Source organism: Caulobacter sp. GW822-FHT01G02, assembly GCF_058802865.1.
The window spans coordinates 1-23,585 of sequence record NZ_JBXAON010000005.1; the positions used below are offsets into that span (position 1 = coordinate 1).

The window sequence follows — 23,585 nt, forward strand, 5'->3', positions numbered from 1 at the left end:
GACAAGCACAGGGTCGAGATCTTCTACACCGCCCCCACGGCCCTGCGGGCCCTGATGCGCGAGGGCGACGACTACGTGACCCGCAACGATCTGTCGTCCCTGCGCGTGCTGGGCAGCGTCGGCGAGCCGATCAATCCCGAGGCCTGGCTCTGGTACCACCGCGTGGTCGGCAAGGAGCGCCTGCCGATCGTCGACACCTGGTGGCAGACCGAGACCGGCGGCATGCTGATCACCCCCCTGCCCGGGGCCACCGACCTCAAGCCCGGCTCGGCCTCCAAGCCCCTGCCCGGCGTCAAGCCGCAGCTGGTCGACGCCGAGGGTGGCGTGCTGGACGGCGCGACCGAGGGCAACCTCGTGATCACCGACAGCTGGCCGGGCATGATGCGCACGGTCTATGGCGACCACCAGCGCTTCTTCGAGACCTATTTCTCGACCTATCCCGGCAAGTACTTCACCGGCGACGGCTGCCGGCGCGACGCCGACGGCTACTACTGGATCACCGGCCGGGTCGACGACGTCATCAACGTCTCGGGCCACCGCCTGGGCACCGCCGAGATCGAGAGCGCGCTCGTCGCCCACGAGACCGTCGCCGAGGCCGCCGTGGTCGGCTATCCGCACGACATCAAGGGTCAGGGCGTCTACGCCTATGTCACCCTCAACGCCGGGGTCGAGCCGACCGAGGACCTGCGCAAGGCTCTAGTCCTGTGGGTCCGTCACGAGATCGGCCCCTTCGCCGCCCCCGACGTCATCCAGTGGGCCCCCGGCCTGCCCAAGACCCGCTCCGGCAAGATCATGCGCCGCATCCTGCGCAAGATCGCCGAGAACGAGCTCACAAGCCTGGGCGACACCTCCACCCTCGCCGATCCCTACGTCGTCGACGATCTCGTCAAAAATCGCGCCGGGGCGTGAACGCCCCCTGGGCTTGCGCCGAGGATCAAAACTCCTCCCAGGCCTTTGCGGCGGTCAAGGCGGCCGCTCCCGGCCTGGGCGGGCCGGCGGCGGGAAAGTTCAGAGGCAGGTCAATTCTCAAGGATGCGCGCTTTCACCGGAGCGGCCGACCCGCGGTTTGATCTCGATCAAGCCGCGCGCGCCAAAGCTCGTGCGTGATGGGACTCGGCCCGAATGAACGGACTTGCCTGAAGCCCTTCTAGCGAGGTTGTGGTGCCGGATCACGGGTTTGACTGGGCTTTTGACGAATTCTGGTCGCGCCGCCTGCCCGCGCCGCCATCGTCAATGGCGCAACCTTCCGGCTTCGCCGGCGTGCGGCTGGAGCCATGGGAAGAGTTCGTGAACCGGCCATGACCCTCCTGCGACCGGGCGAAACTTGCTGGCGCGTGGAGACGGCCCGGCGGCTGGCCTTCCTGATCGACGCCCAGGCGTACTACGCCGCCCTGCTGGAGGCGTTCGAGCGGGCCAAGCAATCGATCTGGATCCTGGGGTGGGCCTTCGACCCGCGCACGCGGCTCGCGCCCGACGGCCACGAGGGGCCAAGCGACCCCGACGAAATCGGGCAGGTGCTCATTCGCCTCGCCAAGGCCAATCCGGCGCTGGACGTGCGCGTTCTGATCTGGAAGTCGACTCTCTCGGTCAATGGTAGCCACGCGATCCTGGAGCACAGGGCGCGTAAGGCTTTCCGCGGCACGGCCGTTCGGTATCGCGAAGATGGCGAGATTCCCTTTGGGGCGTGCCACCACCAGAAGGTCGTGGTCGTCGACGGCGAGATCGCATTCTGCGGCGGCGCCGATATCGCCGTGAACCGCTGGGACACCGTCGGGCACCGCGACGACGACCCGCGCCGGATCCTCCCGCACAGGATTCGCCACGGTCCGCGGCATGACGTGATGGTGCTGGTCGAGGGCGCGGCGGCCGCGGCGCTTGCCGATCTCTTCAGGACTCGATGGGCGCGCGCCTGGGGCGATGACTTCGTCCCCGACCAGAGCGGGGCCGACTGGCCCCGGGCCCAGACGGCCCACCTGCTCGACACGCCAGTCGCCATCGCGCGGACCGAGCCGGCCCACCAGGGGCGGCCGCTGGTCGACGAGATCCTTCGGCTGCACCTGGACTGCATCGCGAGCGCGCGGGAGGTGATCTATCTGGAGAACCAGTATTTCACCTCTCACCTGCTGACCGACGCCTTGGCGCGGCGCCTGGCCGAGCCCGAAGGACCCGAGGTGATCCTGATTCTCGCCGAGCGGGCCCCGAGCTGGTTCGACCGCCTTACCATGGATCCGGCTCGCGCCCCGCTGATCCGGCGTCTGATCGCGGCGGATCAGCATGACCGCTTCCGCGCCTATGCGCCGAAAACGGCTCAGGGACGGCCGATCGTCGTGCACTCCAAGGTCAGCCTGTTCGATGATCGTGTGGCCCGTGTCGGCTCGGCGAACCTCAATAATCGCGCCGAGGGGTTCGACACCGAGTGCGAGGTCGCGCTCGAAGCGCACGATCCAACGACGCGGGGCGAGATCGCTCAGCTGCGTGACGTTCTCCTGGCCCACTATCTCGGCGTCTCGCAAGCCGTGCTCGCCAGGGCCCGGGCAGGCGCCGACCGGCTCATCCCCGTGATCGAGGCGCTCAACGCGCTGGGACGGCTGCGGCCGATCAGGCCGGAACGGCCAGGCTGGTGGAGCGCCGTCGTCTCCACCTGTCGCTTGGGGGACCCGGCGTATGCGGGCGAGAGCTGGCGACTGATCAAGGATCGCCGCCGCGCGCCCCGGCCGCACGCCGCTCTTGGCCCGACGGGCTGGACGGCTGGGGCCGCGCCCGGCAAGGTCGGATACGCGCCGGCCTTGCGTGGCGACGGCAGCTGATGAAGCCATGACACAGAACCGCCTATCCATCGGACCGGGACGCCGGATCGCCGCCAAGTCGCGGCGCCATCGCATGACTCTGACCGGCCTGGGCGTGGCGCTGATCGCCGCCGGCCTGGCCGCGGTCGCCCTGCCGCAAGTCGCGCCGCTGGTGATCGGCGCGGCCGCCGGCTGGCTGCTATGGCTCTTCGGCGCGGTCATGTTGCTGGTGTCGCTGCTCATCGCCACGGGCAAGTCCCTGTGGGGCGGGATCGCGACGAGCCTGGCGGCCGTCGCCGCCGGCGCGTTCCTGTTTTTCCATTATGACGCGGGTCTGATGGCCGCCACGATGCTGATCGGCGCCGTCCTGATCCTCGACGGCGCCAGCGAGCTCGTCCTGGCTCTGGACCTGCGGCCCGCCCGCGTGTGGCGCTGGATGCTGGCCTCGTCGATCGCCAGTGGCCTGGCCGGCGTCGTGGTGGCGGGGTCGGGGCGGACGCAGGACCTGACGGCGATCTTCCTGGGCCTGGCCCTGGCCAGCACCGGCGCGGCGCTGATCGCCCTGGGACGCCGCCGCGCGGGCCGGCGGCTGGCGAGCGCCGTTCAGGCCGGCGGGCCGAGGACCTCGCCCAGGACGCCCTCCACATAGACCATGCGGACGAAGACATAGACGACGACCGCGAGCGGGGTGGCGAACAGCACCCCCAGCGGGCCGAGCAGGACGCCCATGGCCAGCACGGCGAACAGCGTCACCGCCATCGGCAGCTGCGCCAGCTGCCGCAACACCAGCGGCGTAATCAGGTTGGCCTCGAGCTGAGCCGAGACCAGATAGACCAGACCGGCCCAAAGCAGGGTCTGCGGGCCGGCTTCGAGCGCGACCAGCAGTCCTGGCAGGGGCGCGACCATTGGGCCGATCACCGGCACGAACTGGCCGATCCCGGCGATCAGGCCCAGCGCGGCGGCGGAAGGAACGCCCACAACCGCCAGGCCGATCCCGGTAGTGACGCCGACCAGGGCCATTGAGCACAGTTGCCCCACGAGCCATTGCCGCAGAGCGCGGTGGATTTGGTCCAGCACTTGTCGCGCCCGCTCCCGACGCGGACGCGGGAAGAGCATCAGCACGCCGCCGACATAGGAGCCGGGGTGGTAGGCTAGGTAGAGGCCCGCGAAGAGCACGATGATCGTCCCGGCGAGGCCTCCGGCCGTGTCGGCGGCGAGCTTGGGGCCAAGGCTCACCAGCCACTCGAACCCGCGCCATTGTTCCAGCTCGGCCAGGGCCGCGCCCCCGAATGGCGTCGAGGACAGCCGCGCCTGCAACTCGCTCCAGGCGCGCGGCAGAACGTCGTTCAGGGCGATGAACTGGGCCTCGGCCTGGCGGCCGAAGGTCCAGACCGCGGCGGCGACGCAAGCGACGACCACCACGACGGCGAGGGTCAGGGCCATAGGTCGGCGCAGCCGGAAACCCCGGTGCAGCGGTTCGGCGATCGCATGCAGCAGCACGGCGACCAGCACCGCGCCGAAGGCCATAAGGATCACGTCGGCCAGGCGGATCGCCAGCAGGGCCAAGCCGACGATGATCGCGACCAGAATCACGTTGTGCCGGATCGGGTCGCCCGGCGGCGGTGGTGAGCTTGTCGATTCCATGCGGGCAGCTAACCTCGGGCGATCATCGCCAACCTTGATACCAGTCAAGGCCGCTCGCCCGGCTTGAGCGAGGTCAAAGTGCTTCCGCGGCCTTTCGCTAGCGTGCCCCGACGTGCGTTCCGGCGCGGCGGGATTACGTACGGCCAAAGGAACCCTGTCATGCGCTTCCGGGACATCCTCCTGCAGATCGACAGCTACCCGGCCGCCACCCCCGATGAGTCCATCGAGACGGCGATCGGTTTCGCCAAGGTTCTGGATGCAGAGCTCGCGGTTCTAGCCGTTCAGGTCGACATACCCCTGTCCAGGAACGTCGTCTCCGAAGCCTTGATCAAGCTGGCCGGGCTCGAGCAGGAGTGGGAGGACGCAAGCTTGGCCAGCTGTCGCCAGGCCGTTCGACGTTTCGAGAGCGCTGCAAAGGCCGCCGGCGTTTTCGCCGGCGCGGAGATTCATCGGATCAATCTCCTCAAGGTCGACGACAGCCTGGCCCTGCGCGTCCGCGCCCGCGACCTGTGCCTGGCGGCGATGGCCGAGCGCTTCGACGAGCAGGTCGAATGGGTAAAGCGGATCATCTTCGCGTCCGGCCGCCCCGTGGTCGTCATGGGTGGGCGACCGCTGGCCGAGGGGCGGATCGGCGATGTCGCGGTGGCCTGGGATGGCGGCCGGCACGCAGCCCGGGCCCTGGGCGACGCGCTGCCGATCCTCGAGCGGGCCCGGGCGGTGCGGATCGTCACCTTCGTCAACGAGAAGGAGGCGGCCCGGCCGGGGCTCGCCGCCGAGGCGGTCCGGCATCTCGCGGCGCACGGCGTCAAGGCGGCCAAAGACGAGATCGACGCCTCGGGCGTGGGGATCGGCCAGGCGATCGACGCCTATCTCGCCCAGAGGCCTGCCGACATGCTGGTCATGGGCGCTTCGGGACGCGCGCCCGTCCTTGAGTTCGTGATGGGCGGGGCTACCGAGCACGTGCTCCGCAATGTGCCCACCGCCTTGTTTCTATCGCACTGAACGGCCGCGCCCTGGGGCGCCGCGGAGGCGTCGCGATGTCGAGGCTCTTCGTCGCCGCCTCGCCGATAGGGGGCCAGGATTTGCGCGGATCAAGGCCGAGGCCATTCTCCTTCGGAAGGTGGCGCGAGGCGCGAAGGCACGGCGATCTCGATCGAATTCATGTTCGGCGAGATTAAATTATCGCGCGAACGGCCGCGTTGGGCAGCGACCTTGTAAGTGAATGGATGCGCTCGGCGAATGCCAAAGCGGCTCACCCGGCGTCAATGAAGCCCGTTTCAAATGTGGGGAAAATGTGGGGCGGACGCCAGCGCTTCGGACGATATATTTGTCAAAACAAAGGCTTATGTAGGTCCTTGGTGGAGCCGAGGGGAATCGAACCCCTGACCTCCTCATTGCGAACGAGGCGCTCTACCATCTGAGCTACGGCCCCAAGGAGCGGCGGAGATACGGCTCCAGAGCGCGGACGTCAAGCGGGGTTCTCACCACGCCTTGCCAGCAACCTCCAGGCGCGGCAAGAAGCTGTGGCGTCCAGACGGAAATCCCATGGCCCCGATCATCAATCTCGTCTTCTTCATCCTCAACGCCCTGCTCGACCTGCTGTGGTGGGCGATCGTCATCTCGGCGATCCTGAGCTGGCTGTTCGCTTTCGACGTGATCAATCGGCGTAATCAGTTCGTCTACAATATCGCGACCTTCCTGGACCGCGTCACGGACCCGATACTGGCGCCTTTCCGCCGGATCATCCCCGCGATCGGCGGCGTCGACATCAGCCCGATCATCGTTCTCTTGCTGCTGCGGGGCATCCAGATCTTCATCATGCCAGCCCTGCAGGGCATGCTGCTGAACATCCTTGGCTAAGGAGGTCCTGGCCGTTCGGCTGACCCCTCGCGGCGGCCGCGACGCCGTCGACGGCTGGTCGCTGGACGGCGACGGGCGGCCCTTTCTGAAGGTGCGCGTCGCCAGCCCGCCCGTCGACGGCGCGGCGAATTCCGCCCTTCTGGTCTTCCTGGCCAAGACCCTGAAGGTGCCTCGCTCGGCCGTCCGCCTGGCCGCCGGCGACACCGCGCGGGTCAAGCGGCTGGAGATCGAGGGCGTCACCGCCCAGGACCTGGAGCGTGCGTTCGGGCCGCGCCCCTAGCCAAGCTTGCTCAGGAGAAACTTACCTTCACCGTACGCGAAATAGCGATTTTGGCGCACGATCTGACCTTGACCATACCCTGAGCCAAGCCATTGACGCGGCGCGATTTTTTTATTTCCCTTTAGCCCTTCGCGCCTAGTCTTGGTGGTGAAGGGGATCGGGGGATCCCTCGGGGGCGCCAGGCGGCCATGTCGAAGACGGAAGTACAGGGGGATGTGGCTCGCGCGGCCGTTTCGCGGCGTGCGAATACCTATCTGCGCCTGGGCGCCGCCCTGGTCATCGCCGTTATACTCCAGATCTATGTGCATTCGGTCTGGGGCTGGCCGTGGGCGCTGGCTTACACGCTCTGCCACCTGTTCGAGCTTTGGGCGCGGCGTCCGCTGGAGATCAACCCGAGCGCGCCCGTGGCGACCTGGCGGCGCCTGACGGCGTTCGTCGCGCCGGCCATCACCTCGACCGCGTTCGGCGCCCTGTCGATCATGCTGTTCTCGTCGCACATCCGCTTCGCTCCCACCCTGGGCGGCATGTTGCTGGCCGGGGCGCTGTTGAACGTCGTGGTGGTCAATGCCGGCGACCGCTCGGCCACCCTGATGGCGGCCTGGCCGCACGCCCTCTACCTGCTGATCGTTCCGTTCGTGGCCAAGGCGGCCAATCCGGGCGCCAATCTCGCCGACGTCCTGTGGTTCGGGGCGCTCCTGATGATCGTCTCGGTCACCGTGGCCAGCCGCACCCTGGGCGCCGCCCTGAAGGCCGAGGCCGACGCCAAGGCCGAGGCCGAGCGCCGCCGCCACGAGGCCGAGGAGGCCGTGGCCGCCAAGTCCGCCTTCGTGGCCATGATCAGCCACGAGCTGCGCACCCCGATCAGCGCCATCCTGGCGGGGGCCGCGCGCCTGCACAGCGAGGTTCACGAGAGCAGTTCCAAGATCCACGCCCAACTCATAGCCGACGCGGGCGGACTGATGCGGACCCTGCTGAACGATCTGCTGGACTTCTCGCGTCTCGAAGCCGGTCGCATGTCGGTGGAGAACAGCGCCTTCAACCTGCGCCAAGCCCTGTCCGACACCCTGCGCCTGTGGCGGCCGGAGGCGGCGCGCAAGGGGCTGCGCCTGCGAGTGGCCGGCGCGGCCAGCCTGCCGCGCTGGGTCGCCGGCGACGCCATGCGGCTAAAGCAGGTGCTGAACAACCTGCTCAGCAACGCTATCAAGTTCACCGAACGCGGCGACGTCACGGTCGTACTCGACGCCCGGCCGGCCGGCGAACGGATCCTGCTTTCGATCACGGTCGATGACACTGGTCCCGGGATCGCCGAAGCCGCCCTGCCGCGCCTGTTCACGCCCTTCGACCAGCTGAACGCCGCCGTGGTCCGCCAGCATGGCGGGTCGGGCCTGGGCCTGGCGATCAGCCGCGAGCTGGCTCGTCTGATGGGCGGCGACCTGACCGCCGCCAGAGCGCCCAGCGAGGGCGCGCGCTTCACCCTGACCGCGCTGCTGGACCCCGCCGAAGCGCCGCGCGCCGAAAAGGAAGGCCGCTCGGTCAACGGCCTGCGGGTGCTGGTGGTCGACGATCACGTGGTCAACCGCCGGGCCATCGAACTCGTCCTGGAGCCGCTCGGCGTCGACGCCACCTTGGCCGAGTCCGCGGAGCAGGCCCTTGATCTGCTGAGCGCGGAGGTCTTCGACGCGGTGCTGATGGACCTCTACATGCCAGGCATGGACGGCCGCGAGGCCACCCGGATCCTCAGGGCCGGCGACGGCCCCAACCGCGGCGTCCCGGTCATCGCCGTCACCGCCTCGGCGACGGCCAAGGACTGGGAAGCCTGCGCCGCCGCCGGCATGAACGCCCACGTCGCCAAACCGATCGACCCGGTCGAACTGTTCGGCGCCCTCGCTCAGGTCCTGGCAGGGACCGCCGCCCGATCCGAAGACGCCGACGTCGAGGCCAGCAGAGCCTGAAGCCTGGCGGTCAGCGCCGCCTCATCCTTGAAGTCGCACTCCCAGACCACCTCGGCGCGCCAGCCGGCGGCTTCCAGCGCCTGGATCGAGCGCTCGTCGCGGGCGACATTGCGGGCCACCTTGGCCAGCCAGTAGTCGCGATTGGCCTTCGGGACCCGCGAACCCCGCGCGCAGTCGTGTCCATGCCAGAAGCAGCCGTGGACGAAGAAGGCAAGCTTGCGCCCCGCCATCACCAGGTCCGGATTGCCCGGCAAGTCCTTGCGATGCAGGCGGTAACGCGCGCCCAGACCGGTGAGGATACGGCGCAGGGCCTTTTCCGGCGTGGTGTCCCTGCTCTTCACGCGCGCCATGACGGCCGAGCGCTTGGCCTTGTCGTAGACGTCGGTCAAGGCGCTCGGCTCGGCTGGCTCAGAGCCCCTCGAACAGGGCCGTGGACAGGTAGCGTTCGGCGAAACTGGGGATGATCGCCACGATCACCTTGCCAGCGTATTCGTCGCGCAAGGCCAGGTCGAAGGCCGCCGTCAGGGCCGCGCCCGAGCTGATGCCGACCGGCAGCCCCTCGGTGTTGGCCGCGCGGCGGGCCATGGCGAAGGCGTCGTCGTTGCTGACCTGGACGATGTCGTCGATCACGCCGCGATCCAGCACGCCGGGGACGAAGCCGGCGCCGATGCCCTGGATCTTGTGCGGGCCGGGCGCGCCGCCCGACAGTACGGCCGAGGCTTCCGGTTCGACGGCCACCATCTTCAGGCCGGGCTTGCGCGCCTTCAGCACCTGGCCGACGCCGGTGATGGTGCCGCCAGTGCCGACGCCCGAGACCACCGCGTCAACGGCGCCCTTGGTGTCGTTCCAGATTTCCTCGGCGGTCGAGACGCGGTGGACCAGCGGATTGGCGCCGTTCTCGAACTGCTGGGGCATGACCGCGCCCGGCGTGGCCTCGATCAGCTCCTGGGCGCGGGCGACCGCGCCGCGCATGCCCTTCTCGGCCGGGGTCAGTTCCAGCTTGGCGCCCAGCAGCAGCAGCATCTTGCGACGCTCGATCGACATGCTCTCGGGCATGACCAGGATCAGCTTATAGCCTTTGGCGGCGGCCACGAAGGCCAGGGCGATGCCGGTGTTGCCCGAGGTCGGCTCGATGATGGTCGCGCCCGGCTTCAGAAGACCCTGGGCCTCCAGGGCCTCGATCATCGCGGCGCCGATGCGATCCTTGACCGAGGCGATCGGGTTGAAGAACTCCAGCTTGGCCAGGACCTCGCCCTTGGGCTTCAGCTCGGCCGACAGCCGCGGCAGACGGACCAGCGGCGTGTCGCCGATGGTGTCGATGATCGAGTCGTAGACCTTGCCGCGACCAGCGCGCTTGAAACGCGCGGCGTCATAGAGGGAGGAAGCGTCGTCCATCTGAGAACCCAGAGCCTTAGGTTGCGGGAAGCGGGCCGCACCGTAGACCTCGAGGCGAGGACTGTCAGCGGGTCATTCGGCGGCGAGGCTTGCAGTTTTACTATCGAGCAGGGGCTCCAGCAGGGTTTCCGCCAGCCAGCGGACCACCGGAACCGCGACGCCGTCGCCAATCACCTGCAAACCGGCCGTCTGCGAACGCGGCAGGGCGTAACTGTCCGGCAGGCCCATCAGGCGCGCGCCCTCGCGGGGGGTGACCAGCCGCGAGCGGACTTCGCCGTTCTCGATGACCAGCAGGGTCTGGCGCGAGGAACCGCCGCGCGGGGTGCGCAGACAGCCCGCCAGACCGTCGAACCGCACCTCGGCCCGCTGCTGGCCGCCGCGCATCCGGCGAAAGACCGCCCCGACCGAGCGGCCGCCGGCCTCGCGGCGAGTCTCGACCGCCTGGCGGTGGCTGTCGGCCATCAGGGCCAGCAGGGCCTCGGTGCGCTCCGGCGGGTTCCAAGTCACGGCGGCGTCGGGCTCGAGCATCACGGCCAGATCGGTGTTGCGGGCCGGCGGCGACGGGACGCCCCACCAGATCCAGTGGGCTTGCAGATCCTGCGGCAAGCGCGCCGCCGCTGCGCGCACCGCACGGCTGTGAAAAGCGCTGGAACCCTCCAGGCCGCCGGTCGGCAGGCGGGTGGCGACCACGAAGACGCGGGGCCGCGACTGCGGAACGAAGGCGCCCGCGTCGATCTCCAGCGCCCCGAAGCGATAGTCCTCCTCGGACAACACGCCGCACAGGGCGGTGAAGTCGTCGCCGTGATGCGAGGTCAGCAGGCCCACCACGTTCTCGATGACGATCACCGGCGGGGCGCGGCCCTGCGCCGACAGGGCCTTCATTAGGGTCCAGAAGCCGAAGAAGGCCGAAGACTTGCCGCCCGCCAGGCCCGCCCGCGCCCCGGCCAAACTGAAATCCTGGCAGGGGCTGGAGGCCCAGGCCAGGTCCGCCGTTGGCAGGGCGTCGACGCTGAGGGCGAAGACATCGCCCTCATGGAAGTGGCCTTCAGCTTCCGGAAAGTTGGCCCGGTAGGCCGCCGCCTTCACCGCGTCGAAGTCGTTGGCGAAGGCGCATGCCCAGTCTTCGCCCAGGCCGAGGCGCGCCATGCCGCCGCCGGCGAAGAATTCAAGGAAGGAGGGACGAGCGTTCCGATTCATCGACGCGGAGTCTAGCCTCACCAGGCCTTGCCGGGATAGCCAGAGACATGCGCACCGCCGTCCTGATCGCCGCCGCCCTCGTCCTCGCCGCCTGCGACGCGCCGCTGGGCTCGAACGAGAACGCTCCGCCGCCGGCCGACGCGCCGGTGACCGTAGGCCCGGACTATAGCGGCGACTTCGACGCGGTCGGGACCGAGCCGTTCTGGACCCTCAAGATCCGCGCCGCCAGCATGACCCTGGTCCGCCCAGACCACGCCGACGTCGCCACCGCCAATCCCGGCGTGCGGGCCGACGGCGACCAGGGCGTCTGGGACGGCACGGTCGGCGAGCAGCGTCTCGTGCTGCGCTTGACGCCAGGCGATTGCTCGGACGGCATGTCCGACCGCCGCTACGGCTATTCGGCCGAGGTCTGGATCGACGGCGAAACCCTGCGGGGCTGCGCCGCCAAGACCCAGGACCTGGCGGCCCAACCCCAGCCTTAGTTTGACGCGCGACGGGCGCCGAAACCGGCGGCCACTTTCGGCTGTCGCGCTTCAGTCTCCCTTGGGCCCCAGATAGCCCGGCCCATAGACCGCCGCGCGGAAATCGCGGTGCAAGGTGGCGTCGAACGGGAAGGTCTGGACGAAGAACACGGCCGTCAGCCTGTTGGCCGGATCGACCCAGAACAGCGTCGTCTCGCGGCCATCCCAGAAGAATTCGCCGACCGCGCCGCGGTTTTCCTCGACCGTCTTGGGCTGGCTCTTGCGCACCGCGAAGTCGAGGCCGAAGCCGACCGAGCCCTTGCTGGGCAGCCACCACGTCTCGGTGACGCGGGCGTCGAGATGGTCGGTCCCCATCAGGCGCACGGTCGAGGGCTTGAGGATCCGCACCCCGTCCAGCGTCCCGCCGCCCAGCAGCATGCGCGAGAAGCGGGCGTAGTCGTCGATCGGCGCGACCAGGCCCGCCCCGCCCATGGTCAGGCGACGGCCTGGATCGAAGTTCAGCTTGCGGGTCTCGGCGTCGTCCTGGCGGGCCAGCTTGCCGTCCGCGCCCTTGTTGTAGGTGGCGGCCAGGCGCGCGAAGGCGGCCTCAGGCTGGGTCCAGCCGGTTTCCTTCATGCCCAGCGGGTCGAGGATGTGGGCCTTGGCGTAGGCCTCGTAGGGTTGGCCGGTCAACACCTCGACCAGGCGGGCCTGGACGTCGACGGCGGCGCTGTAGCTCCACTGCTCGCCGGGTTGGTAAAGCAACGGGACTGTGGCCAGGCGGCGGCTGAATTCGGCGAGATCGTTCTTCAGGTTCAGCGGATCGACCGTCTGGAAGACCTTGTCGGCCGGCAGGCCGCGCCCGCCGTACGAGAAGCCGGCCGTGTGGCGCATCACGTCGCGGATCAGGATCGGGCGGTTGGCCGGGACGACGTTCCCCTGGGCGTCCATGACCTTCATGTCGGCGAATTCGGGCAGGTAGCGCGACAGCGGGTCGTCGAGACCGAACTTGCCCTGCTCCCAGAGCTGCATCAGCGCCACGCCGGTAACCGGCTTGGTCATCGAGAAGATCTGCACCAGGGTGTCGCGGCGCATCGGCTTGCCGGCCTCGCGGTCGGCCATGCCGGCGGTCCCGAAATAGCGCTCCTGGCCGTCCTGCCAGACCAGGGCCGAGACCCCGACGGCGCGGCCGCTGTCGACCATGGCCTTCAGGGCCGCGTCGATCCTGGTCTTGTCGATCTTGACCGGCGCCGCGGCTTCAGCGACCGCCACCGGACGCGCCAGGGCGGGTGAGGCCGGAACGGCCAGCAGCATCGCCGCGACGGCGGCGAGGATCATCTTCTTGGACAACGTGGCCTCCCCGAACGCTTCTTATGACAACGCTGGCCATAAGGAGATTGGACTGTCGCTGACGTCGGGGCGCTTTTCCAGCGTGTCGTAGTCGTAGATCTGACCGGAGATCAGGTCAGGTCCCGCTCCTGGGTGGCGACCAGCTTCAGGTAGGCGCCGTAGGGCGACTTGGCCAAGTCGTGCGCCAGCTCCATCAACTGCTCGGTCGAGATCCAGCCGTTCTGAAAGGCGACCTCCTCGACGCAGCCAATTTTCAGTCCCTGCCGGTGCTCCAGCGTCCGCACGAACTCGGAGGCCTCCAGCAGGCTGTCGTGGGTGCCGGTATCCAGCCAGGCGAAGCCCCGACCCATACGCTCGACCGACAGGTCGCCAGCCTCGAGATAGAGGCGGTTGATGTCGGTGATCTCCAGCTCGCCCCGCGCGCTGGGTTTGAGGTCGCGCGCGAAGTCGACGACACGGCTGTCGTACATGTAGAGGCCGGTCACCGCCCAGTTGGACCGTGGTTTTTCCGGCTTCTCCTCGATCGAGACCGCCTTGCCCGAAGCGTCGAACTCGACGACGCCGTAGCGCTGCGGGTCATTGACGAAATAGGCGAAGACGCTGGCCCCCGACTTCGAGCGCTCCTTGGCGCCCTGCAGGATGCGGGTGAGCCCCGCGCCGTAGAACAGGTTATCGCCCAGCACCAGCACGGACGGCTCGTGGCCGACGAAATCCGCGCCGATGCGATAGGCCTCGGCCAGGCCGTTCGGATTGGCCTGCTCGGCATAGGTGATGTTGATCCCCCACCTGGCGCCGTCGCCCAGCAAGCCCTCGAACAGCGGCAGGTCGCGCGGGGTGGAGATGATCAGGACGTCGCGCACGCCAGCCATCATCAGCACCGATAGCGGATAATAGATCATGGGTTTGTCGAAGACCGGCAGCAACTGCTTGCTGATCGCCATGGTCACGGGATGGAGGCGCGTACCCGATCCGCCCGCGAGGATGATGCCCTTCATTACGTCTTCTTCTTCAGTCCTGACGGCCGAAACCTAGAGCGGAATTCACGACGGCGTGAGCCCTTAGTTTCAGGGGTTGCGTCTTCAACGCGATGATTTCGAAGAAATTTTGACCGAGGCGACCTCAAACATGCCCCTTGGCCGCGAGGTAGCGGTCGAGAGCGTCCGCCCAGTCCGGCATCGGGCGACCGATCGCGGCGACCAGCTTGGCGTTCGACAGCGCGCTGTAGGGCGGCCGGCGCGCGGGGGTCGGGAACTGGCTGGTCGGGATCGGCGCGACCTCGGCGGCGACGCCGGCCCTGGCGATGATCGCTTCCGCGAACGCGCACCACGATGCGGTCCCCGAATTGACCACGTGATAGTCGCCCGCCGACGCCTTGGCCGCGACCAGATCGAGGATGGCCTCGCCGGCGTCGAGGCTGGCGGTGGGCGACATCACCTGGTCGGCGACGACCGTCAAGCGGCCCTTCTCCTTGGCCAGACGAAGCATGGTCTCGACGAAATTGCCGCCCTTGCCGCTGGCCCCGGCCACGCCGAACAGCGAGGCGACGCGGGCGACGATGACGTCGTCGTGCTCCAGCCTGGCCAGGTCCTCGCCCAGGGCCTTGGTCGCGCCATAGACATTGACCGGCGCCCGGCCGACGTCTTCCGTCAGGGGCTCGCGTTGAGCCTGACCGCCGTAGACATAGTCGGTCGAGACCTGCACGAGCCGCGCGTTCCTGGCGGCGCAGGCCTTGGCCAGGCGGCCGGCGAAGTGGGCGTTGACCGCCACGGCCGGACCCGGATCCTTCTCGCAGTCGTCGACGCGGGTGACCGCCACGCAGTTGATGGCGATGTCGAAGTCGAGGCCGTCGAAGCCGGCCGCCGGATCGGCCGCGTCGACCTGGGCGCGGGTCACGGGCGTCAGATCGACGCCGCGCTGGGCCGCGAGCACCACGAGGTCCGACCCCAGCTGACCGTTGGCGCCGAAGAGGGCGATACGCATCAGGCGGTCTTCAGCCCTAGGCGCTGGCCGGCATAGCGCTCGCGCAGCGGCGCCCACCAGGCCTCGTTGTCGAGGTACCACTGGATGGTCTTGCGCAAGCCGGTCTCGAAGGTCTCCTGCGCCGTCCAGCCCAGTTCGGTTTCCAGCTTGGTCGCGTCGATGGCGTAGCGGGCGTCATGGCCCGGGCGGTCGGCGACGAAGGTGATCAGGTCGCGGCGGCGCTGGCCGGCGATCGGACGCAGTTCGTCGAGCACGTCGCAGATGGCCTCAACGACCTGCAGATTGGTCCGCTCGTTGCGGCCGCCGACATTGTAGCTCTCGCCCGGGACGCCCCTCGTGGCGATCAGATGCAGGGCGCGGGCGTGGTCCTCGACGTGCAGCCAGTCGCGGACATTGTCGCCCTTGCCGTAGACCGGCAGCGGCTTGCCCTCCAGGGCGTTCAGCGTGACCAGCGGGATCAGCTTCTCGGGGAAATGATAGGGCCCGTAGTTGTTCGAGCAGTTCGAGACCACCACCGGCAGGCCGTAGGTGTGATGCCAGGCGCGGGCCAGGTGATCGGACGAGGCCTTGGAGGCCGAATAGGGCGAACGCGGGTCGTAGGGCGTGGTCTCGCTGAACAGCCCCTCGGCGCCAAGGCTGCCGAACACCTCGTCGGTCGAGATGTGGTGGAAGCGGAAGGCGTCCTTTTCGGCGCCCTCAAGGCCCTGCCAGTGCTCCAGCGCCGCCTGCAGCATCACATACGTGCCGACGATGTTGGTCTGGACGAAGTCGCCGGGGCCGGTGATCGAGCGATCGACATGGCTCTCGGCGGCCAGATGCATGACGACGTTGGGCCGGAAGGCCTTGATCGTCGCCGAGACGGCCGCCGCGTCGGCCACGTCGCCCTGCACGAACTGGTAGTCGGCCTTGCCGTCCAGCATGGCCAGGCTGGCCGGCGAGGCCGCGTAGGTCAGCTTGTCGTAGTTGAGGATCGCGACGTCGTTCTGGCCGGCCAGATGACGGCACACGGCCGAGCCGATGAAGCCCGACCCGCCGGTCACCATCACGCGAAGATTTTGCTGCGACATGCGCTGGAAAGCTCGAGCCCTAGAGCATGATAGCCGAAAGTGGCTGCCGGTTTCGGCGGCCATCATGCGCCAAATGTTAAATACGGAGCACGCCCCGTACTCCAGTTTTTAGTGTACGCGCAACAGTCAGCCACCCAACGGGTGGCGTTCGCCCTTAGTCGGTGAACACCACCGTCTTGCGGCCGTTCAGCAGCACGCGGTCTTCCAGGCGATAGCGCAGCGCGCGGGCCAGCACGCGGCGCTCGATGTCACGGCCCTTGCGGACCAGGTCTTCCGGGGTGTCGCGATGGCTGATGCGCTCGACGTCCTGCTCGATGATCGGACCTTCATCGAGGTCGCCGGTCACGTAGTGAGCCGAGGCGCCGATCAGCTTCACGCCGCGCGCGTGAGCCTGATGGTAGGGCTTGGCGCCCTTGAATCCCGGCAGGAACGAGTGGTGGATGTTGATGCAGCGGCCCTGCAGCTTGGCCGACAGGCCGTCCGACAGCACCTGCATGTAGCGGGCGAGCACGACGATGTCGGTCTGGGTTTCCTGAATCAGCTTCCAGAGTTCGGCTTCCTGCTCGAACTTGGTTTCCTTGGTCACCGGCAGGTGGTGGAAGGGCACACCCGAAAGGTCGATGTGCTCGTAGGTCTGCGCCGGGTGGTTGGAAACGACCCCGGCGATGTCCATCGGCAGCTCGCCGATCCGCCAGCGATAGACGAGGTCGGCCAGGCAGTGGTCGAACTTGCTGGCCAGCAGCAATACGCGATAGCGCTCGGTGCGGTCGCGTAGCGTCCACTTCATCTTGAAGGCGTCAGCCACGGCCGCGAACGCGTCGCGCAGCTCGGCGCGGCCCTCTGGATTTTTGGCCGCGCCATCGGCGTCGAACACCACGCGCATGAAGAACTGACCGGTCTCCTGGTCGTCGAACTGCTGGGCGTCAAGGATGTTGCAGCCGCGCTCGAACAGAAAGGCGGACACCTTGGCGACGATGCCGCGCTGGTCGGGGCAGGAGAGGGTCAGGATCATGGTCCGCTCCCTCTAGAGAACCCCGTCGCCGAAGAAAAGCGGCTGAACGCCTGAGGCGAGGCCGATTGTCTTGGCGCGGCGGGCGTTTTCCTAGACTTGTGGCACGGCCATGCCGCGCTGGACGGCCGGACGGTCGCCCACCGCCTGCACCCAGGCCTCGACGGCGGGGACGCCCGGCTCGCGGTCGGGCTCGGCCTTGGCCATGGCGGCGAGGATGGCCTTGGTCCAGGCAAAGCTGGCGATATCGGCGATCGAGAAGTGCTCGCCAGCCAGCCATGGGTGGTCGTTCAGCCGCCGATCCATCACACCCAGAAGGCGCGTGACCTCCTCGCCGAACCGGTTGATGGCGAGCGGCAGCTTCTCCTCGGCGCGGAGGGCGAAATAGTTGTACTGGCCGGCCATCGGGCCGAGGCCCCCGACCTGCCAGAAGGTCCATTCCAGCGCCGCCCAGCGCTCGGGACCACTGGGCGCCAGAAGCTTGCCGGTCTTCTCGGCCAGGTAGACCAGGATCGCGCCGCTCTCGAACACGGTCTGCGGGCCGCCGCTCGCATCGTGGTCGACGATGGCCGGGATCTTGTTGTTGGGCGAGATGGCCAGGAATTTCGGGTCGAACTGCTCGTCCTTGCCGATGTTCACCGGATGGACCCTGTAGGGCAGGTCCACCTCCTCCAGCATGATCGAGGCCTTGCGGCCATTGGGCGTGGTCCAGGTGTAGAGGTCGATCATGGGGTCTCCCTGCCAGCTTCGAGGTCAACACCGCGCAGTCTAGCGATCTTGCAGCTCGCGGGTAGGCGTCGGCGCGCGAAAGGGTCTAGACTCCGCGCATGGTTTCCTCATCCGAAGTCCTGTCCGACCGCGCCGTCGACATCCTGAAGACGCTGGTGGCGTTCGACACCACCTCGCGCCGCTCGAACCTGGCGCTGATCCAGTGGGTCGAGCAGTACCTGGCCCACCTGGACGTGCCGACCCGCCGGGTGCCGAACGCCGACGGGACCAAGTCCAACCTGCTGGCGAGCATCGGCCCTGCGGTCGAGGGCGGCGTCGTGCTGTCGGGTCATACCGACGTCGTGCCCGTCGACGGCCAGCCGTGGTCCAGCGATCCGTGGGTGCTGACCGAGCGCGACGGGCGGCTCTACGGCCGGGGAACCTGCGACATGAAGGGCTTCCTGGCCCTGGCCCTGGCCGCCGCGCCGGACCTGGCCCGGGCGACGCTGAGGAAGCCCGTCCACCTGGCCTTCTCCTATGATGAGGAAGTCGGCTGCCTGGGCGCGCCGGACATGATCGAGGTCATCGCCAAAGATCTGCCCCGCCCCGCCCTGGTGGTGGTCGGCGAGCCCACCGACATGGTCGCCGTCCGCGCCCACAAGGGCATCGCCAGCTTCATCGTCACCGTCACCGGCCGCGAAGCCCATTCCAGCCTCACCCACCTGGGCGTCTCGGCCAACATGGCGGCGATCAAGCTGATGGGCCTGCTGGTCGAACTGTCGGAAAAGCTGGAGCGTGAAGCCGATCCCGCGTCGCCGTTCACGCCCAAGGGCGCGACCCTGACCATCGGCCAGGTCAATGGCGGCACGGCGGTCAACATCCTGGCCCGCGAGTGCGTGTTTATCTTCGACCTGCGAACCCCGGCGGGTCTGGACCCGATGGCGATCCTGACCGACGTCTTCGCCGCCGCCGAGGCGATGGACGCGGAGATCAAGGCCCGCGCGCCCGAAGGCGGCGTCAAGGTCGAGCGCCGCTCGCTGACTCCGGCCTTCGCGCCGGAGGAGAACGGCGTCGCCGAGGCCTTCGCCCGCAGGCTGGCCGGCGACAACGGCCCGGCTCGGGTCGTGCCCTACGCCGCCGAGGCCGGGCAGTTCCAGAACGCGGGCTTCTCGACCGTGATCTGCGGCCCCGGCTCGATCGACCAGGCTCACCAGCCCGACGAATATGTCGAGATCAGCCAGATCCAGCGCGGCGCGGCCTTCATGCGCCGGCTGATCGAGGACCTTTCGGTCTAAGGCCGTTTCCCCGGCTTTCGCCGGGAAGATCGGGGGTAGGGTTAGGCGCCTCGCCATTTTCGAATGACGAACCGCCGGCCGATGAACGCGGCCGGGTCTATCGACATCACCCGCAGGATCGCGCCGGGCGAGGCCTTGCGCCTGGCCTGGATCACCTTGCGATCCGCCAAAACCTGGTCGAGATCCTCGCGCTTCAACGCCGCCTTGATGCCTCGGATCGCCGGAGCGACGTCGCCACGCCGCCAGTGCAGCAGAAGCAGGCCCGCCGTCACCGCCACATGCAGCGGCAGGGTGACCGGAAACAGCCAGCCGGGCGTGTTCTTGACGAAGGTCCAGATCCGGTTGCGCGAGCCGTGGAAGATCGAGAAGTCCGACCGCACGCCGGTGCTGGCCGAACCGACGTGGGCGACCTTGGCCTTGGGCAGCAGCAGGGTCGGGTAGTCGTAGAGGCGCAGGCGGTAGCCCAGGTCGACGTCCTCGCAGTAGCAGAAGTAGCGCTCGTCAAAACCGCCGACCGCGAGGAACAGCTCACGGTCGACCAGCATCGCCGCGCCGCAGGCCGAGAACACCTCGCCCTCGGGTAGCACCGGCGGTTCCTTGCGGCCATACCCGCCCCGGAACGGTATGCCCGCGCTGGTGACATTGTCGCCGGCCCCGTCCAGCAGGCCAGGCTGATCGGCCGACAGCTGCAGCGAGGCGAAACTCTTCACGGTAGGGTGGCGCTCGGCGCCGGCCATCAATTCCGCCAGCCACTCGGGCTCGGCATAGGCGTCGGGGTTCAGCAGGACCAGCCATCGCCCTTTGGCGCGCCGGGCCGCGAAGTTGTTGCCGGCCGCGAAACCCAGATTGGCGCCCGCCTCGACGAAATCGACCCACGGGTGGGCCTTGGCCGCCGCCTGCGGCGCGCGGTCGGTCGAGGCGTTGTCGATCAGGATCGTCTCGAAGTCGCGGAAGGTCTGGGCCGCCAGCCTGTCCAGGCACGGCTCCAGGGTCGGGCCGCTCTGGTAGGAGACGATGATCACGCTTACGAGCGGGCCGGTCTTGTTTTCCATCGTCTCAGGCGGCATCGGTGGCCGGTTCGTTTCTCAAGGCAAATACGCGTCATGAAGATCACGCCGCTGGCGATCCCCGAAGTGCTGCTTATCACGCCCGCGCGCTATGGCGATGAGCGGGGCTGGTTTTCCGAGACCTTCCGCCAATCGGCGCTGGAAGAGGCCGGTTTCAAGGCCGCGTTCGTCCAGGACAATCATGTCCGCTCCACGACGCGGGGCATCCAGCGCGGCCTGCACTACCAGAAGCCGCCGCACGCCCAGGACAAGCTGCTGCGCTGCGTGGTCGGTTCGATCTTCGACGTGGCCGTCGATATCCGGAAGGGCTCGCCGACCTACGGCCGGTGGGTCGGGGCCGAGCTGTCGGCCGAGAACCGCCAGCAGCTGCTGGTGCCCAAGGGCTTCGCCCACGGCTACGTCACCCTGACCGACGCCTGCGAGGTGCTCTACAAGGTCACCGGCTACTATGCCCCGGCCGCCGAGGGCGCGGTGCGCTGGAGCGACCCGGCCATCGGCATCGACTGGCCGGTCCCGGTTACGGAGATCACCGCCAACGACCGCGACAACGCCGCGCCGCTGCTGAGGGAGATCGACTCGCCGTTCGTTTATTAATTTCATAACCCGACCTCCCCGGCGAATGCCGGGGCCCAGATTCACCCGGAGAGTTTGGGGTTCTGGCGCCATAGGCCTCGACCAAGCGCACCAAGTCTGGTGGGTTCGATCTGGGCCCCGGCATTCGCCGGGGAAATCGGAGTGTGGAATGACCGCGTTCACCGACCTCTTCTGGACCTCGCACGAAGGCCTGCCGCTGCACGCCCGTGACTATGCGCCAATGGGCGTTTCTGGCGGCGAGACCCAGAAGCTGCCGGTGATCTGCATCCATGGCCTGACCCGCAACGCCCGCGATTTCGAGGACCTGGCCCCGCGCATCGCCGCCACGGGCCGCCGTGTTCTGGCGGTCGACGTGCGCGGCCGAGGGCTGTCGGCGCACGATCCCAATCCGATGAACTATCACCCGGGAACCTATGCCGCCGACATCGTCTCGCTGCTCCAGGCGGCCGGGATCGAGAAAGCGGTGTTCGTCGGCACCAGCATGGGCGGGCTGATCACCATGGTGCTGACCTCGCTGAAGCCCGAGGCCATCGCCGCCGCCGTGCTGAACGATGTCGGCCCCGAGCTGTCGCCTGTCGGCCTGGCCCGCATCGCCGGCTACACTGGCATGGCCGGCCGATTCGAGGCCTGGGACGACGCCGTGGCCTACGCCAAGGCGGTCAACGAGGCCGCCTTCCCCAACTACGCCGCCGAAGACTGGGACGTCTTCGCTCGCCGCCTGTTCGATGAAAAGGACGGCGGCTACGTCCTGGCCTATGACCCCGACATCTCGGCCCCAATCAAGGCCGCCGCCGAGGCCGCCGCGAAGTCCCAGGCCGAAGGCGGCCTAGATGGAGGGCAGGCCCTGGCCCCGCCGGACATGTACCCGCTGTTCCGCGCCCTGGCGAAGGACCGGCCCCTGCTGCTCGTGCGCGGCGGAATCTCGGATCTGATCGACCCCGCCATCGCCGAGCGCATGCGCGCCGCGGCGCCCCACATGACCTATGCCGAGGTCCCCGGCGTGGGCCACGCCCCGATGCTGACCGAGCCGGAAGCCTGGGCGGCGATAGAAAACCTGCTGCGCGAAGCGCCCTAAGGGGCGCGGCCAAGGGGTGTTTTGACGGCTCGACCGTGTTAGACGCCCGCCACGGCTCGTTCCTCGCCGCGACAGAGTGCTGACCCGATGACCCTCGACCTTGCCTCCATCCAAGCCGCCGCCGGCCGCCTGAAGGGTCAGATCGAGCGCACGCCGTGCCGCCACTCCAAGACCCTGTCGAAGATCACCGGCGCCGAGGTGTGGGTGAAGTTCGAGAACCTGCAGTTCACCGCCGCCTACAAGGAGCGCGGCGCGCTGAACAAGCTGATGCTGCTGTCGGACGCCGAGAAGGCCAAGGGCGTCATCGCCGCCAGCGCCGGCAACCACGCCCAGGGCCTTGCCTATCACGGCGCTCGCCTCGGCGTGCCCGTCACCATCGTCATGCCCCGCACCACGCCGTTCGTGAAGGTGCAGCACACCCGCGACTTCGGCGCGACCGTGATCATCGAGGGCGAGACCTATGACGACGCCAACGCCCACGCCCGCAAGCTGCGCGACGAGCAGGGCCTGACCTTCGTCCACCCGTTCGACGACTACGACATCATGGCCGGCCAGGGCACGATCGCCCTGGAGATGCTGGAGGATGCGCCGGATCTGGAAGTGCTGCCCGTGCCGATCGGCGGCGGCGGCCTGATCAGCGGCGTGGCCACGGCGGCCAAGGCGTTGAAGCCCGACATCCACATCATCGGCTGCGAGCCAGCCATGTACCCGTCCTTCACCGCCAAGATGCGCGGCATCACCGCCCATTGCGGCGGCCAAACCATCGCCGAGGGCGTGGCGGTGAAGACGGTCGGCGACCTGACCTATGGCGTCGCCCGCCCGCTGATCGACGACGTGCTGCTGCTGGAGGAGCCGTATATCGAGCAGGCCGTGGCGCTCTACTGCAATGTCGAGAAGACCATCGCCGAGGGCGCCGGCGCGGCGTCGCTGGCGGCGCTGCTGGCCTATCCGGAGCGCTTCCGGGGCAAGAAGTGCGGCCTGATCCTGTGTGGCGGCAATATCGACACCCGCCTGCTGGCCTCGGTCCTGACCCGCGAGCTGGTCCGCGCCCAGCGCCTGATCAGCCTGCGGATCATCGGCGACGATCGCCCGGGCCTGCTGTCGACCGTGGCCAGCGTGATTGGCGCGATGGGCGCCAACATCATCGAGGTCAACCACAACCGCCTGGCCCTGGACGTCCCGGCCAAGGGCGCGGAGTTCGACATCACCATCGAGACCCGCGACGCCCAGCACACCCAGGACGTCATGAACGCCCTGCGCGAGAGCGGCTACCCGCCGCGGGTCGTCTAAGGCGGCCTATTCCTTCGGCTTGCCCGGGCCCAGCCGGTTCACGTCCAGCAGTTCGATCTTGAAGATCATCACGCTGTTGGCCGGGATCGGGCCCTTGTCCTGCGCGCCATAGCCCAGGGCCGGCGGCACGTAGAGGATCCATTCGTCGCCGGCCTTCATGCGCTGCAGGGCGATGACCCAGGCCGGGACCAGGCCGTCCAGCGGGAACACCGCCGGCACGCCGCGCTCGTAGCTGGAGTCGAACACCGTGCCGTCCAGCAGCTTGCCCTCGTAGTGGACCTTGACCTCGTCGGCCTGGGTCGGGTGCAGACCGCCCTGCGGCCCCTCGCGCACCACCTTGTACTGCAGGCCCTGCGGCAGGGTGACGACGCCGGGCTCCTTGGCGTTCTTGGCCATGAATTCGTCGGCGATGGAGAGGTTTTCCTGCGCCTTCTTGCTGGGCCCGCAGGCGGCCAGGGCCAGGCCGGCGGCGGCGAGGGTGACGAGAAGAGCGCGGCGATGCATGACAGACCTCAAACGTTCAGGCCGTCCAGCTAGCACGGACCGCCCGCGATTCCATCTCCGTGCAAGCATTG

24 protein-coding genes and 1 tRNA gene are annotated in these 23,585 nt (G+C 68.4%); 12 read left to right on the top strand and 13 right to left on the bottom strand.

Annotated features, from left to right (window positions below):
- From AC1RNC_RS15280 to AC1RNC_RS15290, 3 genes are all read left to right on the top strand, one after another.
- Positions 1-909: AMP-binding enzyme (locus AC1RNC_RS15280; protein WP_492887230.1), on the top strand; the 909-nt coding region annotated here is incomplete at its 5' end.
- Between the two features lie 389 nt (positions 910-1,298).
- Positions 1,299-2,807: a phospholipase D-like domain-containing protein gene (locus AC1RNC_RS15285; RefSeq protein ID WP_492887231.1), complete on the top strand. Its 1,509-nt coding sequence runs from the start codon at positions 1,299-1,301 to the stop codon at positions 2,805-2,807.
- Positions 2,808-2,880: 73 nt separating this feature from the next.
- A complete protein-coding gene (locus tag AC1RNC_RS15290; RefSeq protein WP_492887232.1) occupies positions 2,881-3,435 on the top strand; it encodes a DUF308 domain-containing protein in 555 nt (184 codons plus the stop codon).
- Here AC1RNC_RS15290 and AC1RNC_RS15295 read toward each other — a convergent pair.
- Positions 3,390-4,430, bottom strand: coding sequence for an AI-2E family transporter (locus AC1RNC_RS15295; RefSeq protein WP_492887233.1), 1,041 nt, complete (start codon positions 4,428-4,430; stop codon positions 3,390-3,392). The two genes, AC1RNC_RS15290 and AC1RNC_RS15295, sit on opposite strands and share 46 nt — an antisense overlap.
- 159 nt (positions 4,431-4,589) lie before the next feature.
- Between AC1RNC_RS15295 and AC1RNC_RS15300 the strand changes: the two genes are divergently transcribed.
- Entirely contained in the window at positions 4,590-5,432 is an 843-nt protein-coding gene (locus tag AC1RNC_RS15300) for a universal stress protein (protein WP_492887234.1), read from the top strand.
- A 354-nt stretch (positions 5,433-5,786) separates the two neighbouring features.
- Here the strand turns inward: AC1RNC_RS15300 and AC1RNC_RS15305 are convergent.
- A tRNA-Ala gene (locus AC1RNC_RS15305) sits at positions 5,787-5,862 on the bottom strand.
- 113 nt (positions 5,863-5,975) lie between these two features.
- Between AC1RNC_RS15305 and AC1RNC_RS15310 the strand changes: the two genes are divergently transcribed.
- The 3 genes from AC1RNC_RS15310 to AC1RNC_RS15320 all read left to right on the top strand — a co-directional run bounded on the left by AC1RNC_RS15310 (position 5,976) and on the right by AC1RNC_RS15320 (position 8,522).
- A complete protein-coding gene (locus AC1RNC_RS15310; protein WP_492839124.1) occupies positions 5,976-6,290 on the top strand; it encodes a YggT family protein in 315 nt (104 codons plus the stop codon).
- Positions 6,283-6,570, top strand: coding sequence for a DUF167 family protein (locus AC1RNC_RS15315; protein ID WP_492887235.1), 288 nt, complete (start codon positions 6,283-6,285; stop codon positions 6,568-6,570). The genes AC1RNC_RS15310 and AC1RNC_RS15315 overlap by 8 nt, the downstream gene beginning before the upstream one ends.
- Positions 6,571-6,758: 188 nt before the next feature.
- On the top strand, positions 6,759-8,522 hold the full coding sequence (locus AC1RNC_RS15320) for an ATP-binding protein (RefSeq protein WP_492887236.1): 1,764 nt from the start codon (positions 6,759-6,761) through the stop codon (positions 8,520-8,522).
- On the opposite strand, the gene AC1RNC_RS15325 is transcribed toward AC1RNC_RS15320, so the two are convergent.
- From AC1RNC_RS15325 to AC1RNC_RS15335, 3 genes are all read right to left on the bottom strand, one after another.
- Positions 8,459-8,911, bottom strand: coding sequence for a very short patch repair endonuclease (locus tag AC1RNC_RS15325; protein WP_125159045.1), 453 nt, complete (start codon positions 8,909-8,911; stop codon positions 8,459-8,461). The genes AC1RNC_RS15320 and AC1RNC_RS15325 overlap by 64 nt on opposite strands.
- 19 nt (positions 8,912-8,930) lie before the next feature.
- Positions 8,931-9,917, bottom strand: coding sequence for a cysteine synthase A (gene cysK / locus AC1RNC_RS15330; protein ID WP_125159044.1), 987 nt, complete (start codon positions 9,915-9,917; stop codon positions 8,931-8,933).
- Positions 9,918-9,989: 72 nt separating this feature from the next.
- Positions 9,990-11,114 (bottom strand): DNA cytosine methyltransferase, encoded by a 1,125-nt coding sequence (locus AC1RNC_RS15335; RefSeq protein WP_492887237.1) that lies wholly within the window; start codon positions 11,112-11,114, stop codon positions 9,990-9,992.
- Between the two features lie 47 nt (positions 11,115-11,161).
- Between AC1RNC_RS15335 and AC1RNC_RS15340 the strand changes: the two genes are divergently transcribed.
- The gene (locus AC1RNC_RS15340) at positions 11,162-11,596 is read left to right on the top strand and encodes a COG3650 family protein (RefSeq protein ID WP_492887238.1); all 435 of its coding nucleotides are present in this window, start codon (positions 11,162-11,164) and stop codon (positions 11,594-11,596) included.
- A gap of 51 nt (positions 11,597-11,647) precedes the next feature.
- Here AC1RNC_RS15340 and AC1RNC_RS15345 read toward each other — a convergent pair whose 3' ends face one another.
- The 6 genes from AC1RNC_RS15345 to AC1RNC_RS15370 form a co-directional block, all read right to left on the bottom strand.
- Positions 11,648-12,925 carry a serine hydrolase domain-containing protein gene (locus AC1RNC_RS15345; RefSeq protein WP_492887239.1) on the bottom strand — a complete coding sequence of 426 codons (1,278 nt, stop codon included), beginning with the start codon at positions 12,923-12,925 and terminating at the stop codon, positions 11,648-11,650.
- A 110-nt stretch (positions 12,926-13,035) separates the two neighbouring features.
- Complete coding sequence (rfbA, locus tag AC1RNC_RS15350; protein ID WP_492887240.1) at positions 13,036-13,920, bottom strand: glucose-1-phosphate thymidylyltransferase RfbA; 885 nt, start codon at positions 13,918-13,920, stop codon at positions 13,036-13,038.
- A 124-nt stretch (positions 13,921-14,044) separates the two neighbouring features.
- On the bottom strand, positions 14,045-14,905 hold the full coding sequence (gene rfbD, locus AC1RNC_RS15355; RefSeq protein WP_492887241.1) for a dTDP-4-dehydrorhamnose reductase: 861 nt from the start codon (positions 14,903-14,905) through the stop codon (positions 14,045-14,047).
- Complete coding sequence (gene rfbB, locus AC1RNC_RS15360) at positions 14,905-15,972, bottom strand: dTDP-glucose 4,6-dehydratase (RefSeq protein ID WP_492887242.1); 1,068 nt, start codon at positions 15,970-15,972, stop codon at positions 14,905-14,907. The genes rfbD and rfbB overlap by 1 nt, the downstream gene beginning before the upstream one ends.
- 154 nt (positions 15,973-16,126) lie before the next feature.
- Entirely contained in the window at positions 16,127-16,984 is an 858-nt protein-coding gene (gene purU / locus AC1RNC_RS15365) for a formyltetrahydrofolate deformylase (protein ID WP_492887243.1), read from the bottom strand.
- Between the two features lie 90 nt (positions 16,985-17,074).
- Positions 17,075-17,710: a glutathione S-transferase family protein gene (locus AC1RNC_RS15370; RefSeq protein WP_492887244.1), complete on the bottom strand. Its 636-nt coding sequence runs from the start codon at positions 17,708-17,710 to the stop codon at positions 17,075-17,077.
- A 98-nt stretch (positions 17,711-17,808) separates the two neighbouring features.
- On the opposite strand from AC1RNC_RS15370, the gene argE reads away from it, so the two are divergent.
- Positions 17,809-18,984, top strand: a complete 1,176-nt coding sequence (gene argE, locus AC1RNC_RS15375) for an acetylornithine deacetylase (RefSeq protein WP_492887245.1) — start codon at positions 17,809-17,811, stop codon at positions 18,982-18,984.
- A 41-nt stretch (positions 18,985-19,025) separates the two neighbouring features.
- On the opposite strand, the gene AC1RNC_RS15380 is transcribed toward argE, so the two are convergent.
- On the bottom strand, positions 19,026-20,051 hold the full coding sequence (locus AC1RNC_RS15380; RefSeq protein WP_492887246.1) for a glycosyltransferase family 2 protein: 1,026 nt from the start codon (positions 20,049-20,051) through the stop codon (positions 19,026-19,028).
- Between the two features lie 36 nt (positions 20,052-20,087).
- Between AC1RNC_RS15380 and rfbC the strand changes: the two genes are divergently transcribed.
- From rfbC to AC1RNC_RS15395, 3 genes are all read left to right on the top strand, one after another.
- Positions 20,088-20,645 (top strand): dTDP-4-dehydrorhamnose 3,5-epimerase, encoded by a 558-nt coding sequence (gene rfbC / locus AC1RNC_RS15385; protein ID WP_492887247.1) that lies wholly within the window; start codon positions 20,088-20,090, stop codon positions 20,643-20,645.
- Positions 20,646-20,793: 148 nt separating this feature from the next.
- Positions 20,794-21,720: an alpha/beta fold hydrolase gene (locus tag AC1RNC_RS15390; RefSeq protein WP_492887248.1), complete on the top strand. Its 927-nt coding sequence runs from the start codon at positions 20,794-20,796 to the stop codon at positions 21,718-21,720.
- 87 nt (positions 21,721-21,807) lie between these two features.
- Positions 21,808-23,010, top strand: a complete 1,203-nt coding sequence (locus AC1RNC_RS15395; protein ID WP_492887249.1) for a threonine ammonia-lyase — start codon at positions 21,808-21,810, stop codon at positions 23,008-23,010.
- A gap of 6 nt (positions 23,011-23,016) precedes the next feature.
- Here AC1RNC_RS15395 and bamJ read toward each other — a convergent pair whose 3' ends face one another.
- Entirely contained in the window at positions 23,017-23,514 is a 498-nt protein-coding gene (bamJ, locus tag AC1RNC_RS15400) for a BamJ family beta-barrel-assembly machinery protein (RefSeq protein WP_199743576.1), read from the bottom strand.
- Between the last annotated feature and the right edge of the window lie 71 nt (positions 23,515-23,585).